Annotated in this window: 11 protein-coding genes; 6 read left to right on the top strand and 5 right to left on the bottom strand. The window is 62.2% G+C overall.

Annotation, left to right across the window (positions count from 1 at the left end; all coding sequences use genetic code 11):
• The first annotated feature begins 63 nt into the window (after positions 1–63).
• The 3 genes from KYT97_RS11675 to KYT97_RS11665 all read left to right on the top strand — a co-directional run bounded on the left by KYT97_RS11675 (position 64) and on the right by KYT97_RS11665 (position 4,852).
• Positions 64–888 carry an SDR family NAD(P)-dependent oxidoreductase gene (locus KYT97_RS11675; RefSeq protein WP_219112293.1) on the top strand — a complete coding sequence of 275 codons (825 nt, stop codon included), beginning with the start codon at positions 64–66 and terminating at the stop codon, positions 886–888.
• A gap of 11 nt (positions 889–899) precedes the next feature.
• Positions 900–3,113: an arylsulfatase gene (locus KYT97_RS11670; protein ID WP_219112292.1), complete on the top strand. Its 2,214-nt coding sequence runs from the start codon at positions 900–902 to the stop codon at positions 3,111–3,113.
• 164 nt (positions 3,114–3,277) lie between these two features.
• Positions 3,278–4,852, top strand: a complete 1,575-nt coding sequence (locus KYT97_RS11665; RefSeq protein WP_033235685.1) for an AMP-binding protein — start codon at positions 3,278–3,280, stop codon at positions 4,850–4,852.
• Between the two features lie 115 nt (positions 4,853–4,967).
• On the opposite strand, the gene KYT97_RS11660 is transcribed toward KYT97_RS11665, so the two are convergent.
• The gene (locus KYT97_RS11660) at positions 4,968–5,669 is read right to left on the bottom strand and encodes an aspartate/glutamate racemase family protein (protein ID WP_219112290.1); all 702 of its coding nucleotides are present in this window, start codon (positions 5,667–5,669) and stop codon (positions 4,968–4,970) included.
• 2 nt (positions 5,670–5,671) lie between these two features.
• Positions 5,672–7,090 carry an MFS transporter gene (locus KYT97_RS11655; protein WP_219112288.1) on the bottom strand — a complete coding sequence of 473 codons (1,419 nt, stop codon included), beginning with the start codon at positions 7,088–7,090 and terminating at the stop codon, positions 5,672–5,674.
• A 273-nt stretch (positions 7,091–7,363) separates the two neighbouring features.
• On the opposite strand from KYT97_RS11655, the gene KYT97_RS11650 reads away from it, so the two are divergent.
• Entirely contained in the window at positions 7,364–8,038 is a 675-nt protein-coding gene (locus KYT97_RS11650; protein WP_095886829.1) for a GntR family transcriptional regulator, read from the top strand.
• Between the two features lie 54 nt (positions 8,039–8,092).
• Here the strand turns inward: KYT97_RS11650 and KYT97_RS11645 are convergent, their stop codons facing one another.
• Entirely contained in the window at positions 8,093–8,761 is a 669-nt protein-coding gene (locus KYT97_RS11645) for a response regulator (RefSeq protein ID WP_033235681.1), read from the bottom strand.
• Positions 8,758–10,401, bottom strand: coding sequence for a sensor histidine kinase (locus KYT97_RS11640; RefSeq protein WP_245006082.1), 1,644 nt, complete (start codon positions 10,399–10,401; stop codon positions 8,758–8,760). Before KYT97_RS11640 ends, KYT97_RS11645 begins: the two co-directional genes overlap by 4 nt.
• Positions 10,402–10,514: 113 nt before the next feature.
• On the opposite strand from KYT97_RS11640, the gene KYT97_RS11635 reads away from it, so the two are divergent.
• The gene (locus KYT97_RS11635) at positions 10,515–11,555 is read left to right on the top strand and encodes a tripartite tricarboxylate transporter substrate binding protein (RefSeq protein WP_219112286.1); all 1,041 of its coding nucleotides are present in this window, start codon (positions 10,515–10,517) and stop codon (positions 11,553–11,555) included.
• A gap of 95 nt (positions 11,556–11,650) precedes the next feature.
• Positions 11,651–13,033: a CitMHS family transporter gene (locus tag KYT97_RS11630; protein ID WP_219112285.1), complete on the top strand. Its 1,383-nt coding sequence runs from the start codon at positions 11,651–11,653 to the stop codon at positions 13,031–13,033.
• Positions 13,034–13,039: 6 nt separating this feature from the next.
• Here the strand turns inward: KYT97_RS11630 and KYT97_RS11625 are convergent, their stop codons facing one another.
• Positions 13,040–14,224: a nitric oxide synthase oxygenase gene (locus KYT97_RS11625; protein ID WP_172936391.1), complete on the bottom strand. Its 1,185-nt coding sequence runs from the start codon at positions 14,222–14,224 to the stop codon at positions 13,040–13,042.
• Positions 14,225–14,295 lie beyond the last annotated feature (71 nt).

Here is a 14,295-nt window from a genome sequence, read left to right as displayed (position 1 = left end):
CGAATAGTGTCACCCGAAAATTCGGCAGAGCAACGCGTCACTGCAGGTTGCGAAGGGAATGTGATGAAACTCGAAGAATTGCGCGACGGAACAGCAGTGATCACGGGAGCCGGAAGTGGAATCGGCGAGGGTCTGGCCCGCGAAGCTGTCAACCTCGGAATGAATGTCGTCCTGGCGGACATCTCCGCCGAGCGCCTCGAGGCTGTGGCGACCGATCTTCGGGCAGACGGAGCCCACGTGCTGACCGTCCCGACCGATGTCACCGTCGCCGCAGATGTGGACGCACTGGCCGACGCGGCCTTCGCGGAGTTCGGTGCCGTGACACTCCTGGCCAACAATGCAGGCCTCGAATCCGTCGGGTTCACGTGGGACATTCCGGCGGACGAATGGCGCCGCGTCATCGACGTCAACCTGACCGGGGTTTTTCACGGCATCCGCTCGTTCGTCCCCAGAATGGGAGCCGACCCGCGGCCTTCCCACGTCGTCAACACCGTCTCGGTCGGCGGTGTGGCGATCACACCGAAGATGACGGCGTACGCGGCCTCGAAGCACGGCGTGCAGGCGCTCACCGAAAGCCTGTATCTCGAATGTGCCGAACAGTTTCCGCAGATCCGCGTCTCGGTATTCAGTCCGGGACAGGTTGCCACCAGGATTTTCGAGGACGTCGCGGTGCGCCCGCAGTCCGGGTCGGACACCGAGTTCTGGCGCGAGAACATCAGAGAGGGTATGTCGCCCGCGGAGGCGGCCAAAATCTACTTCGACGGTGTTGCGCAGGAAGAGTTCTGGATACTCACGCACCCCGATTCGTTCGACCGTCTGGCCGCAAAGCGGGCCCAGGTTCTGACCGGAAAACTACGTCCGGACGCACTTTTCGACGGCCGGAACTGAAAGGTACTGCTATGACGAACAAGGCACCTAACGTACTGATCGTCTTGGTCGATGACATGGGATTCGGAGCCACCTCGCCGTTCGGTGGGCCGATCGACATGCCCACGGCGCAGCGGCTCGCAGATCACGGCTTGAAGTACAACAGGTTTCACACCACCGCACTATGTTCGCCGACCAGAGCGTCGCTGCTGACCGGCCGAAATCCACACGCGGTGGGGTTCGGTACTGTCACCAACTTCGAGAGCACAGACCCCGGATACAACTGCACAAGGCCAGACAGTGCCGCAACGCTCGCGATGACTCTGCGTGAGAACGGATACAACACAGCAGCATTCGGAAAATGGCACCAAACTCCGGGTGTCGAGACGGGACCGGCCGGACCGTTCGATCGTTGGCCAACCGGGGAGGGGTTCGAGCACTTCTACGGATTTCTCGGCGGATCCACCGACCAGTACTACCCGGCTCTCTACAACGGCATCACCCCGGTTGACGCCCCAGCAGGTCCGGAGGAGGGCTACCACCTCTCCGAAGATCTCGCCGATCGCCTGATCGACTGGGTGGGCCACCAGCAGGCGGCCGCGCCGGACAAACCCTTCTTCACGTATCTGGCTCTGGGAGCGACACATTCACCCCTTCAGGTCCCGGCGCAGTGGCGAGACAAATACGCCGGGAAGTTCGCGCACGGGTGGAACCGTCAGCGCGACATCACCGTGGCACGCCAGCACGAGTTGGGCGTCGTACCGGAAGACGGACAGCTGACGGCGTGGCTGGATTTCATTCCCCAGTGGGATTCGATGAGCGACGAAGACCGTCGCGCGGCGGAATTGCTCATGGAACTGTACGCAGGTTTTGCCGAGCACACCGACGCTCAGGTCGGACGGGTGATCGACGCACTCGACGACATGGCCGCGCTCGAAAACACCTTGGTTTTCTACATTCTCGGCGACAACGGTGCGGCCGGTGAAGGCGGCATGCTCGGCACCGCCAACGAGGGCATCCTGTTCAACGGCCTGAAGGACACGTCGGCGCGGATCATCGACAAGAGTGCGGAATTGGGTGGACCGACCACAGCTCCGCAATATCCGATCGGGTGGGCGCTGGCGATGGATACGCCCTACCAGTGGGTGAAGCAGGTCGCGTCGCATTACGGCGGCACGCGAAATCCGTTGATCGTGCACTGGCCGTCCGGCATCGACTCGGGTGGCGAGATTCGCGAGCAATGGCACTTCGTGTCCGACGTCGTTCCCACAGTTCTCGAGGCTGCGGGAATTGCGCAGCCAGAGACTGTCGGCGGCGTGGCGCAGCAGCCGATGGACGGAGTGTCGATGCTCTACAGCTTGAACGACCCGTCGGCGCCCGATCGGCGAACCACGCAGTATTTCGAAGTATTCGGCAACCGCGGGATCTACCACGAGGGGTGGGTGGCGTGTACCGCTCACCGCGTACCGATGCAGGCGGCATCCGGTGACAAGCCATTCGAAGACGATGTGTGGGAGCTGTACGACACGAATACCGACTGGACCGAGGCCGCCGACCTGGCGTCGACCCGGCCGGACAAACTTGCCGAGCTTCAAGCGGTATTCGAACGCGAGGCGGTCCGAAACCAGGTCCTGCTCGACAACACTCGCATGCAGAGGATGCGCAAGGGGTCGGTGAAGCCGGCGCCGAGTTCGCACACCTATCCCGGGTCGATGCCACCCTTGCTGCCGGACGCGGCACCCAAACTGTTCAATCGTTCGCACGCGATCACGGCGAACGTCGAGCTGTCGGAGGCGGGGCGAACCGGCGTTGTCGTGGCTCAGGGTGCTCGCGCCGACGGCGGATGGAGTCTGTATGTGCACGACGGCGCCCTGACGTACTGCAACAACGTCGCCGATCTGCATGTGCAGCACGTTCGTAGCCGGGTGGTGATCGAACCCGGCCATCACGACCTGCGGATGGAACTGCACTACGAGGGCGACGGATTGGGCTCCGGCGCGCAGATCGTGCTTCTGGTGGACGGCGCCGTTGTTGCGTCGGATCGGATCGAGCGGACGACACCGTTCTACATCGGCGGAACCGGCCTGCTGACAATCGGGCGATGCCACGGCGTCGCAATCAGTTCCGACTACACCGACCGAGATCGTTTTGTAGGGACGGTGCGATCCGTTCGGGTCGATCTGGATGATCTGCCGCCGCGCGAAACGGAAGCGGATCTCGCGCGGATTGCATTTGCGGTGCAGTAGGGCCTTCGGCCCTGTGCGCCTTTTTGGTAGTCGGGCCTACCAGAAAGGCGCACAGGGGACGGAGGCCCCTCTGGAACCTGTTCCAGTTTTGTGCGATTGTGGATAACGTATTCGTGACCGGGAGCACATCTCGATGACGGCAGGCCAAGCAGAAGGAAGACCAGATGACAGACGAGTTTGCTGACCTCCACCGACCGATTTACGGTCCGGACCTGCTCATCACCGCCCTCGAACGGAACCACGACAAGCCGGCGCTGTACATCGGCGACGTTGTTCTCACCGGCGGACAGATGCGCGATCAGATCAGCTGCTTCGCCCAGGCACTCGCGTCGCTCGGAATCACCCAGGGCACCAGCACGGCGATGCTCTCCAAGAATCGACCCGAAGTACTCATCAGCATGGGCGCCACCATGATCACCGGCTGTCGCGCCAGCGCTCTCAATCCGATGGGCTCACTCGACGACCACAAGTACATCGTCGACGACGCCGAGATCGAGACCCTCATCTTCGACCCCAACGCTTTCGAGGACAGGGCCGCCGAGTTGAAGGCGTCGTCGCCGTCGTTGACCACGATCCTGTCGATGGGCCCGTCGGAGATCGGCATCGACATTCTGGCTCTCGCGGCAACTTTCGAGCCGAAGCCGCTCAAAGCCGCGCACGTCGACGCCGAGGACGCCAGCAGCATGGTGTACACCGGCGGCACAACCGGAAAGCCGAAAGGTGTTATCGGGTCGTTCCGTTCGGGCGCGGCGCTCAACCAGATCCAGATGTCGGAATGGCAGTGGCCCGAGGAGAATCGCTTCCTCATCTGCACGCCGCTGTCCCATGCCGGTGCCGCGTTCTTCACTCCGACGCTCCTGCGCGGCGGCGCGCTGATCGTGCTGCCCGCCTTCGAGCCCGGAGCAGTTCTCGAAGCGATCGAAAAGTACAAGATCACGGCAACCATGTTGGTGCCCACCATGATCTACATGCTCATGGACCATCCGGATTTCGAGAAGCGGGACGTCTCGAGTCTGCAGACGCTCTTCTACGGTGCATCCGCGATGTCACCGGCCCGCTTGCAGGAAGGCATCAAGAAGTTCGGTCAGATCTTCTTCCAGTTCTACGGTCAGAGTGAGTGCGGCATGACCATCTCGGTGCTCCGCAAGGAAGAGCACCTCGCCGACGACCCGGTCCGACTTGCCACGTGTGGCCGCCCGGTGCCGTGGCTCGACGTCCGGCTGCTCGACGACGATCTGAACGAGGTGCCGCAGGGCGAACTCGGTGAGATCTGCGTCCGAGGTCCTTTGGTCATGAAGGGGTACTGGAAGAAGCCCGCCGAGACTGCAGAAGCCTTCCGCGGTGGCTGGCTGCACACCGGCGACATCGCGCGCAAGGACGTCGACGGGTTCCTGTCCATCGTCGATCGCAAGAAGGACATGATCGTGACCGGCGGTTTCAACGTGTTCCCGCGAGAGATCGAGGACGTGATCTCCGCGCACCCGTCCGTCGCGTCCGTGGCCGTGGTGGGTGTGCCGGACGACAAGTGGGGCGAAGCCGTCAAGGCGTGCGTGGTTTTGCGCGGCGGGCTCACCGTCAGTACCGAAGAGCTGGTCGAGCGGGTGAAGGCGGCCAAGGGATCAGTACACGCGCCCAAGAGCATCGACTTCGTGGACAGCCTGCCGCTGACACCGCTCGGCAAGCTCGACAAAAAGGCTCTGCGTGCGCAGTACTGGGAGACCAGCGACCGCGCTGTGTAGTCGTAGGAGTGAGCTGGCAGTAGGAGTGAGCTGGCAGTAGGAGTGAGCACAGTTTTCCTCGAGTGAGCAGCCCCTGCAGCAGGATGCAAGGGCTGCTCACTTCGCAAAACCTGTGTCAGCTTCGAGTTGCACTGCACTCCGACACCCTGAACTCCGCCAGCGCTTTCCGGACTGCGCTTGGAATAGGTTCGATCACCGTGGCGTCGGTGCGCAGCGAGAGCACTTGTGCGGGTTCGCTCAACGGTCCGCCGCCGATCACCACGGCTCGCGCGCCCGCCGCGACTGCACCGTCGATCGCGCTCCCCAACTGGCTGACACTGGCAGTTGTGTCTTGCGCCAGGGTCAGGGGATCGCCTTCGGTCAACCACAGTCCGGCATAATCCCCTGTCGGGCAATACCACTGGACAAGGTCGTTCATCGCGTCCGCGAGCAGTCCCGTGGTGGTGGCGATGGCGAATCGTCGACCGTCTTGCGCGGCTTCCAGTATCGAGGCCTGTCCGATGCCGATCACGGGGATCTCGACGCGAGAACGTAATTCGTCGGCGCCGGGATCGCCGAACGCGCTGACGATCACCGCGACCGGTCGATACCGATCGATACCCACCATCGCTGCGTCGACCGCCCACCGCGCCGAGTCTTCCAAAGCCTGCGGTTCGACGATCATCTTCGGACCGCGCGCCGCAGTGACACCGACCGTGCGGAAACCCGTGCCGGTCAATACCGTGTTGGCTTTGGCTACCATGCGATCGGTGGTGTCTGCGTTGGTGTTCGGATTGACGAGCAGGATGGTGCGACGGCGATCGGTATCGGTGGACATGATCAGTCATCCTCCGGCATGGGCTGACCCACGGTTTCCTTGGGGAACTGAACGGCGATGGCGCAGACTGCGAACAAGCCGGCGAGCATCGCGAACATGGCTCCGACACCGGATGAATCGAGAACCGCACCGGCGATCAACGGGAACAACCCGCCGGACAGTGAACCAAGGGCGAGGATGACCGACGTGGCCAGGCCGCGGATGCGGGTGGGGTACTGCTCCGGCGCAAACAGCCAGATGGTGGTGTTGAGGACGATGACGCAGAAGTTGAACAGTGCTCCGAAGATGAGGACCAGCGGCATATTGACTGCAAAGAACCCGAACCCCAGACCTGCGACGACACCGAAGATCGCCGCCGCGGTCAGCGTGACTTTACGAGGTAGCCGACGCGCGATCATGGCCGCTGTCAGCGCACCCACCAATGAACCGGTCTGCATGACCAGCGTGTACCAGAGGGCGCTGGTGATCGACATGCCGCGCTCGGTGAGAATGACGGGGATCAAGGTCAGCATCGAGATCTGAGCCGCGTAGGACATGCAGACTGCAGTGCCCAGTGAGAGTGTTGCGCGGCGGAACCGCTTCCCGAACATCTCGGTCCACCGCATGGTCGTGGTAGTGGTGACTTCTGCAGCCGTCGACGCGTCGACGAGGTACTGCTCCTGAACCTCGATTTCGCCCCGAAGTTTGCCCTGCGCAAGGCGATTGATCACGATGTTTGCTTCGTCGATCCGTCCGGTCGCGGCAAGATAGCGAGGTGTTTCCGGCAAAGCCCGCCGATAGACGACAACTGCTAGGGCCGGCAGGATCAGCACACCGAAGAGCCAGCGCCACGCGTTGTCGCCGGAGAAGATGGCAAAGACAATGACTCCGAACAATGGGGCAAGCATATTTCCCAAACCTGCTGCGGCAACGTTGATCAGGCCGACAGCGGTGCCGCGGTGCTTTGCCGAGAAGAACTCGGACAGCATGATCACAGCAGTGGCGATTTCGCCGCCCAGGCCCAGTCCGACCAAGAACCGCGCGCCAACGAGGACTTCGTAATTCGGTGCCAGCGCACACAGCAACGAACCGACGGCAAACACCAACAGGTTGGCTCCGAGCAGGGTTCGGCGTCCGAAGCGGTCCATCAACGCCCCGGCAAGCAGGCGGCCCAATGCGACTGCGGTGAACGTCGCGGTGTTCAGCAGACCGATCTGGGTTCCACCGATTCCCCACTGTTCCTTGAGGGCCGGACCAGCGATACCAACGGTGTTCTGCTCGATCGCGTCGAAGAAGACACCGAACAAGACCATCGCGACGATGCCGATATGGGCGGAGGTGATGCCGATCCTGCTGTACGACGCCTCGATCTGGTTGCTGAGGCTGGTGCGTTCGATGGGTGTTTCGCCGTGCGGTTTCATGTGTGGATCAACAGTCACCATTGCGGTGCCTTTCGTTGTTCAAGGACGGTAAGAATGGGTTGATTGGTATACCTGAGCTCGGTCAGGAATCTATGTCCAGATTTCGGCGATGCGATTGCTTGGCGGTAAAGATTGTGTTTCCAAGTGCGTATATTCAACGAAACTGGACCGTCCGGCGGAGTTGGCCGCGGGTACCTATATGGAGCACAGAGGGGAATTGGTATACCAAGAACGCTGAGTTGGGGTGCTGGATATCGTGTGAGGGAACATCAACGAAAGAGGAGTCGTAACCACGTGGGCGCACCAGAGAGACCGGAAAGCCTGTCACGTGTTGTGTTCGACGAAATCCGGGCGCGGATTCTCGACGGTCGCTTGCGCGCTGGAGAGCCGCTACCTGAACGTGACATCAGCGCAGAACTCGACGTTTCCCGGGTTCCGATCCGTGAGGCGCTTCCACTACTGGAAGCCGCCGGTTTGGTGAAGCTGTCGAAGCGTCGTCCGGCAGTGGTCACCTTTGTCACGCGCAGCGGAGTCGACGAACTGTACGACATCCGATCGGCGCTCGAACCGTTGATCGCAAGAAAAGCGGCCGCAGCGGTGGTGCGTGGCGCGGACGCGTCGTTGTTGCTCGGGGCGCTCGAACGGGCAGGCGCCGCCTTGGACGTCGGTGATCTCGACGCATTCCATTTCTCGAGTGGGCAGGTGCACAAGGGAATCGAAGCGCTGGCAGGCAACACGCTCTACGTGACCATCACCGAACCGTTGCGAGAACGTAGCGAGCGACTGAACGTGGCAAACATGGAACGGGATCCAGCCAAGCGTCACGGCGAGCACGTCGCCTTGGTCGAAGCCATTGCCAACGCCGACGTCGAACTAGCTGCGGCAGTTGCTTACTCGCACGTGGAATGGGGGAGGGCGCGCACCTTCGAGACGTTATCCTCGGTACCGGGATACGATCCGAATCAGTAGCCCAGACCTCAGCGTCTCCGACCTCAGCGTTTCCGACCTCAGCGTTTCCAGGTCTCAGCGTTTCCAGACGTAGCGTCGTTCCGGGCGGCCCACCACTCCGTACTTCAGGGACGTGGTGGACTGCCCGCTCGCGCACAGGTGCTCGAGGTAGCGACGCGCGCTTGCCCGCGAGATGCCGACGCGTTCGGAAATGTCTGTCGCCGAGGCAGGTTCCGCTTCTCCGCGCAGTGCGGTCTCGACCAACTGCAGGGTCTCGGGACTCAGGCCCTTCGGCAGGGGTGCTGCCACTACGCCGGCTACACCGAACGCTTCGTCGACGGCGGTCTGCTCGGCTTCACCCGCGCTGTCGAGGTTCGCGTACGTCGATCGGTACCGCTCGAGACGGTCACGGAGAACGTCGAATGTGAACGGCTTCATCAGATAATGCACGACCCCGCTGCGTAGTGCCTTCTTCACCGAGCCTGCCTCGCGCTCGCTGGTGATCACCAGAACGTCGAGTTCGGGCACCAGTTCCCGGAACGGAGCGATCAGATCGAGTCCTGTTGTTCCGGGCAGGTGGACGTCGAGAAGCACCAGATCGGGAACCAGGTCTCCGACGGCAGCCAGCGCGGCCTCGGCGGAGTGCGCAACACCGCATACCTCGAAACCGTCTATCCGCGAGACAAATCCGCTGTGCACACGCGCGACCATGAAGTCGTCGTCGACTACCAGAACTCGGATCATGCGCTCTCTCCGTCATGTAGGACTGCGGTGAAGACGGTCCACTCGAGACCCTCCGCCGCGCGGGTGCTCACGGAGACGTCACCGCCGCGCCGCCGACATGTCAGCCGCACCAACGCCAACCCGAATCCGTGACCGTCGCTCGATTGTCCCTTGGTGCTCCAGCCCTGGCTGAACACCCGCTCTCGATTTTCGGGCGCGACACCGGGGCCGGCGTCCTCGACACGCACTTCGACGGAGGCGCCCGAGCTGCGAATGGACAATCGAACCGTGCGCCGCTCCGTCTCCGACATTTCAGCGACGGCATCGACGGCATTGTCGACGAGGTTTCCGACCACCGTCGCCACATCGCGTCCGAGCGCGCGTTCGAGAGTGCCCAGATGTGAATCGGCAGACAGGTCGACGGTCACCAACCCCTGTGCCGCCGCGCCGATCTTGGCAATGACAAGAGCGGCGGTGCCCACATCGGCGATCTTGTCGGTGACAGCCGCGCTGATCTGCGCCCGCTCCATGTTCAACCCTTCGACGTAGCCGACAACTTCGTCGTATTCGCCCAATTGTATGAGACCGGAAATGGTGTGCAGTTGATTGTCGAACTCGTGAATGTGAGCGCGCAGTGCGTCGGTGCTGGTTTTGGTGACGTCGAGTTCTTCCTCCACAGCCCGCAATTCGGTGCGATCGCGGAACGTGGTGACCGACCCGATGGTGCGGCCTTTGGACTCGATGAGCACGGTGTTGAGAACTAGCAGCCGATCGCCGACCAGAACCAACTGATCGGATTCCGTTGTCCCGGAGGTCAGAACGCTCTGCAAGCGATCGTCGAGTCCTAGATCTCGGACGGATTTGCCCGCGCTGCCGTAGGCGATGTCGAGAAGTTGGTGGGCGCTCTCGCTCATCAGCACTACACGCCCCTGCGCGTCGAAGGCGATGACTCCCTCCTTGAGGCCGCGCAGCATTGCCTCGCGGTGGCGGACAAGATCGAGGATCTCGCCGGGTTCCATGCCGAGCGTCTGCCGTTTGACCCTGCGGGCCAACAGGATCGAGCCGACTGCGCCGATCACCGAAGCAACTGCGAGATACACCAGGAGGTTCGGCGCCGACTGCAGTAGGCGGGTCCAGATCGACGGGTACTCGATCCCGACTACGGCGCTGCCGATGATTGAACCCTCGTTGCCGAGAATCGGAACCTGCGCTTCGACGGCCTTGCCGGAGGACGTGTCGACCAGTCCCGTCTCGGACCGGCCCTGAGTCTGCGGCAGGGCAGTGCCGACATCGCCGGGGCGGGTGGAAATGACAACGGTGCCCTCTCGATCGGCAAGGGACACGTACGTGACGCCGGAGATTGCGCGCACCGAGTCGACAGATCCCTGCAGCCCCGAGCGGATACGGGTCTGAGCCCCGGGGAGTAGTTCTCGCACTGCCGGATTGGCGGCAAGCGACTCTGCTGCCGAGAGTGCGCGGCGCCCCTCCTCGCGCTGGAAACTCGCCGACGACTGCGCAAGCGAGAGTGCGGTCACGCAGAGAAGAACCGCCACGACGATCAGGAGTTGCAGTTCGAGTAGCTGTGTCGCCAATGTCTGTCGTCGACGACGGAAGCGAGCGCGCAGCGGTATGCGTTCGGCCTGCGCGTTTCCTGTGGACACCTGCCAGACCATAGCGCGGTAGTCGGGCGCCGGGAAAGTGGCTGTTTGTGAGCACAATGAGCACAAAGCACTTTGCGTTCCCAATGGTGACTCCAGTCACAAAGTGCGCCAGTATGAAATCTGTTCACACATCGAACCAGGCAGGAAAGGACAACATCATGAGTGCATCGACGCGGCTGTGCCGGCATATCGCCCTGCTGGCTGCTTGCGCGATGGCTCTCGCGGCGGCGATCGGATGCACTCCGATCGAGTCCTTCCTCGCTGGTGGCCAGGCAGGAGCCAGTTCCGAGGAATTGCGCATCCTGGTGCCGTCGGTTGCCGGTGGCGGTTACGACCTGACCGCCCGAACCATGGTGCAAGCCCTTGCCGACGAGGGAACCGCCACCGCCGACGTCGTGGTTCTGCCCGGATCGGGTGGCATCGTCGGACTCAACCGGTTGGTTCTCGAACGGGGTAACCCCGATCTCCTCATGGTGATGGGGCTCGGTGTGCTCGGATCCGTGGAGATTCTGCCGTCCCAGCACTCGCTTGCCGACGCGACCCCGATCGCACGGTTGATGGACGAACCGGAAGCTGTTCTGGTTCCGGCAGATTCGCCGTTCACAACCCTGGCGGATCTGACATCGGCGTGGACCCAAGACCCGTCGTCGATCTCGATAGGCGGGGGTTCGAGCGAAGGCGGACCGGACGGGCTGTTCCGGCTTCTCCTGGCGCGGGCCGTCGGCGTCGATCCGTCGCTGTCCCCGTCGCGCACGTACGATGGCGGCGGTGAACTGCTACCAGCGCTATTGACCGGGCAGGTCGATGTCGCGGCAACCGGTCTCGGTGAATACCTGGATCAGATTGCGGCAGGAACGGTTCGGGTTCTTGCGGTCAGTTCACCGCAGCGCTCGCCGGCGGTGGACGCGCCCACCTTGGCTGAACTGGGCGTCGACGTCACCTTCACGAACTGGCGAGGCCTCATGGCGCCGCCGGGGCTGACCGACGATCAGCGACTGCGTCTGCAGACGCTGGTGACGGACTTGACGGCCAGCCCGCGATGGAACGAGCTTTCCCGCCGAAACGGTTGGAACAGTGCAGTTCTCACCGAACCCGAGTTCTCCGAGTTCCTGCAAGATCAATCCCGGTTTGTTGCTGCGACTTTGGACCGGTAGGGCGTCAACACAGAAGTTTCGTTTCACCCTCAGTAGGACATCAGCTGGATTTGCTGTGCCTTCTTCTCCTCGTTCCGTACGCAAAGGAGCTCACCATGCTCGTCACACTCGGCTTCCTCATGGTTGCGGTGTTCATGTTTCTCATCCTCACCAAACGTGCAACACCGGTGGTGGGACTGACACTGGTTCCCGTGGCCTTCGGATTACTTGCCGGAGCGGGCCTCGGGATCGGCGACATGATCACCGACGGCATCAAATCGCTTGCCCCCACCGCGGCGCTGTTGTTCTTCGCGATCATCTTCTTCGGCATCATGATCGACGTCGGGTTGTTCGATCCGCTCGTGAAGTTCATTCTCCGGTTGGTGCGTGACGATCCGATGCGCTTGGTGGTCGGCACCGCAGTTCTGGCGATGGTGGTCTCCCTCGACGGCGACGGTTCCACGACGTTCATCATCGTGACGTCCGCGATGTTGCCGCTCTACCTCAAACTCGGAGTCAGTCCGGTTGTGCTGACAGTGGTCGCCGGGCTGTCCAACGCGACGATGAACATCATTCCGTGGGGCGGTCCTACCGTCCGGGCCGCCAGCGCCTTGGGACTTTCGCCGTCCGATGTCTTTGTTCCGATGGTGCCGTCGCTGATCGTCGGATTGATCATGGTGCTCGGGTTTTCGGTTCATCTCGGGATCATGGAGCGTCGCCGGATCGGGACTTTGGTCCTCACTTCTGAACGCATCCTCGAAAAGGTCGGAAACGGAGGAACTTCCAGCGCCGACAGCGATAACAGTGGCAACGCCGACGACAGTGACGACGGCGGCGACACCGGACGCTTCATCGACGGCCTCGACCCCAAGCGGGATACTTTGCGGCCGAAGCTCCTGTGGTTCAACGCCGCGCTGACGACTGTCCTTCTGGTTGTTCTCGTCATGGATGTGCTGCCCATCCCGGTGCTGTTCATGATCGCGTCATCGATCGCTCTCGCGGTGAACTTCCCGGCCGTCAAGGATCAGGGTGAGGCGATTGCCCGGCACTCGGCGAGCATCGTGTCCGTTGTCGCGATGGTGTTAGCGGCAGCTGTGCTGACCGGCGTTTTTCAGGGCACCGGCATGGTCGAGGCAATGGCCGAATGGCTCCTGCAGGTCATTCCCGACGCGATGGGCTCCCACCTGGCCGTCATCACCGGCGTCCTGAGCATTCCGCTCACGTTCTTCATGACCAACGACGCCTTCTACTTCGGCGTACTGCCGGTGCTGTCGGAGACGGCGGCGCAGTACGGAATCGAGCCGGTGGAGATGGCTCGGGCGTCGATCACCGGGCAGGCAGTACACATGCAGAGCCCGCTGGTCCCGGCGATTCTGCTGCTCGTGACGTTAGCCGGTGTGTCTTTGGCGGATCACCACAAGAAGGTCCTGTGGCGAGCCGGCCTCATCTCGATCACGATGCTCGTGGTCGGAGTTGCGTTGGGGCAGATCCCGTTCTGAGCGTGATCACGTGTGGAAGGGGCATCGACCTTGGTCGGTGCCCTTTTTCTTCGTCACGAAGTTGGGGCGGATCGAGAGATCTGGCTCGTCGTAGAGGCGATGGAACGTCGGAGTGAGAGAACTGGACATCGGCGGGTTCACCCAGGACCAGTCCGTCGGGCACTTGCGTCCCGCCTTCTCTTCGCGCGCGATGTGGTCGATGAATTGTTTTGCGACAGTGTGGTGGTCGACCATGATGACGCCGGCCTTGCGATAGCTGTGAATAACTGCGCGGTTCAATTCGACCAGAGCACGGTCCTTCCACAGAGTGCGGTCGTGGCTCGTATCGAGTTCCAAATGCGATGCCACGGCGGGAAGCATGTTGTAGCGATCGGTGTCGCTGAAGTTGCGGGCGCCCACTTCGGTACTGACGTACCAACCGCTGAACGGAGTGCAGGGGTAGACGATTCCGCCGATATCGAGATTCATGTCCGAGACTGCCGGAACGGCGTGCCATTTAAGGCCCAGGTCAGCGAACCATGGGTAGTCGGGATGCTCGATGGGTACCTCGAGGACAAGGTCTGCAGGCACGTCGAAGTACTGCAGTGGTTCGTCCGGAACCGAAATGAGCAGGGGTAGAACGTCGAACGGCGTTCCGGCGCCCTTCCATCCCATCGACGTAACCTGTTCTGTCAGGTCGACGTGCCACGGGTCGCCCAGAATTGTGCCGTCCGGCTGCCGGTAGCCGGCGTAGCGGATCAGTTGCGGGCTGAGGATGCGGTACTCCTGCCCGTCCTCGCGGGGAAGTGGTCCGACGGTGACGACGGACTGGAGTGCGCCGCCGTTGGTCGAGAGTCGCAGGTGTTCCCAACAGGCTTCCGCCAGTGCGTATGCGGTGACGGCATCGCGGGCGTCGATGAGCTTGAGGGTGCGCCAATGTGCGCGTCCGACGCACCGTGCGTGGTTGCGCCACGCGAGTTTGGCTCCGACCAGAAGTTCTTCGGCGGTGTGGGTGTACGTTCCGGTCCGATGCAGTTCCCGCAGCGCTTCGTGTCTTCTCGACGTCGGCAGGTGGCTCAGTTCCGGAGAGTCGAAGAACTCCACGCACTCGAGTTCGCGGCGTTGAAGATCGGTAGGCACCGGAGGATGTGATGCGAGCGGAGTTGAAGGAGCGCTACCTGTTGGCAATGCATCCGGTCGAACAATATCCACGGCACGACTCCTGTTTGGCTGGTTCGGATTTCGCTGGACGTTAGCTCAACTGTCGAGCGTGTCGAAACCCT

The organism is Rhodococcus globerulus, assembly GCF_019334125.1.
Lineage (GTDB): Bacteria > Actinomycetota > Actinomycetes > Mycobacteriales > Mycobacteriaceae > Rhodococcus_F > Rhodococcus_F globerula.
The sequence above is the reverse complement of the archived record's forward strand: the minus strand, read 5'-3'. Positions and strand labels throughout refer to the sequence as shown.

Bases quoted from the DNA above. Each gene is read 5' to 3' on its own strand.
- KYT97_RS11645 (WP_033235681.1), bottom strand. From the start codon at position 8,761: ATGATCCGAGTTCTGGTAGTCGACGACGACTTCATGGTCGCGCGTGTG.
- KYT97_RS11675 (WP_219112293.1), top strand. From the start codon at position 64: ATGAAACTCGAAGAATTGCGCGACGGAACAGCAGTGATCACGGGAGCC.
- KYT97_RS11665 (WP_033235685.1), top strand. From the start codon at position 3,278: ATGACAGACGAGTTTGCTGACCTCCACCGACCGATTTACGGTCCGGAC.
- KYT97_RS11630 (WP_219112285.1), top strand. From the start codon at position 11,651: ATGCTCGTCACACTCGGCTTCCTCATGGTTGCGGTGTTCATGTTTCTC.
- KYT97_RS11660 (WP_219112290.1), bottom strand. From the start codon at position 5,669: ATGTCCACCGATACCGATCGCCGTCGCACCATCCTGCTCGTCAATCCG.
- KYT97_RS11670 (WP_219112292.1), top strand. From the start codon at position 900: ATGACGAACAAGGCACCTAACGTACTGATCGTCTTGGTCGATGACATG.
- KYT97_RS11635 (WP_219112286.1), top strand. From the start codon at position 10,515: ATGAAATCTGTTCACACATCGAACCAGGCAGGAAAGGACAACATCATG.
- KYT97_RS11655 (WP_219112288.1), bottom strand. From the start codon at position 7,090: ATGGTGACTGTTGATCCACACATGAAACCGCACGGCGAAACACCCATC.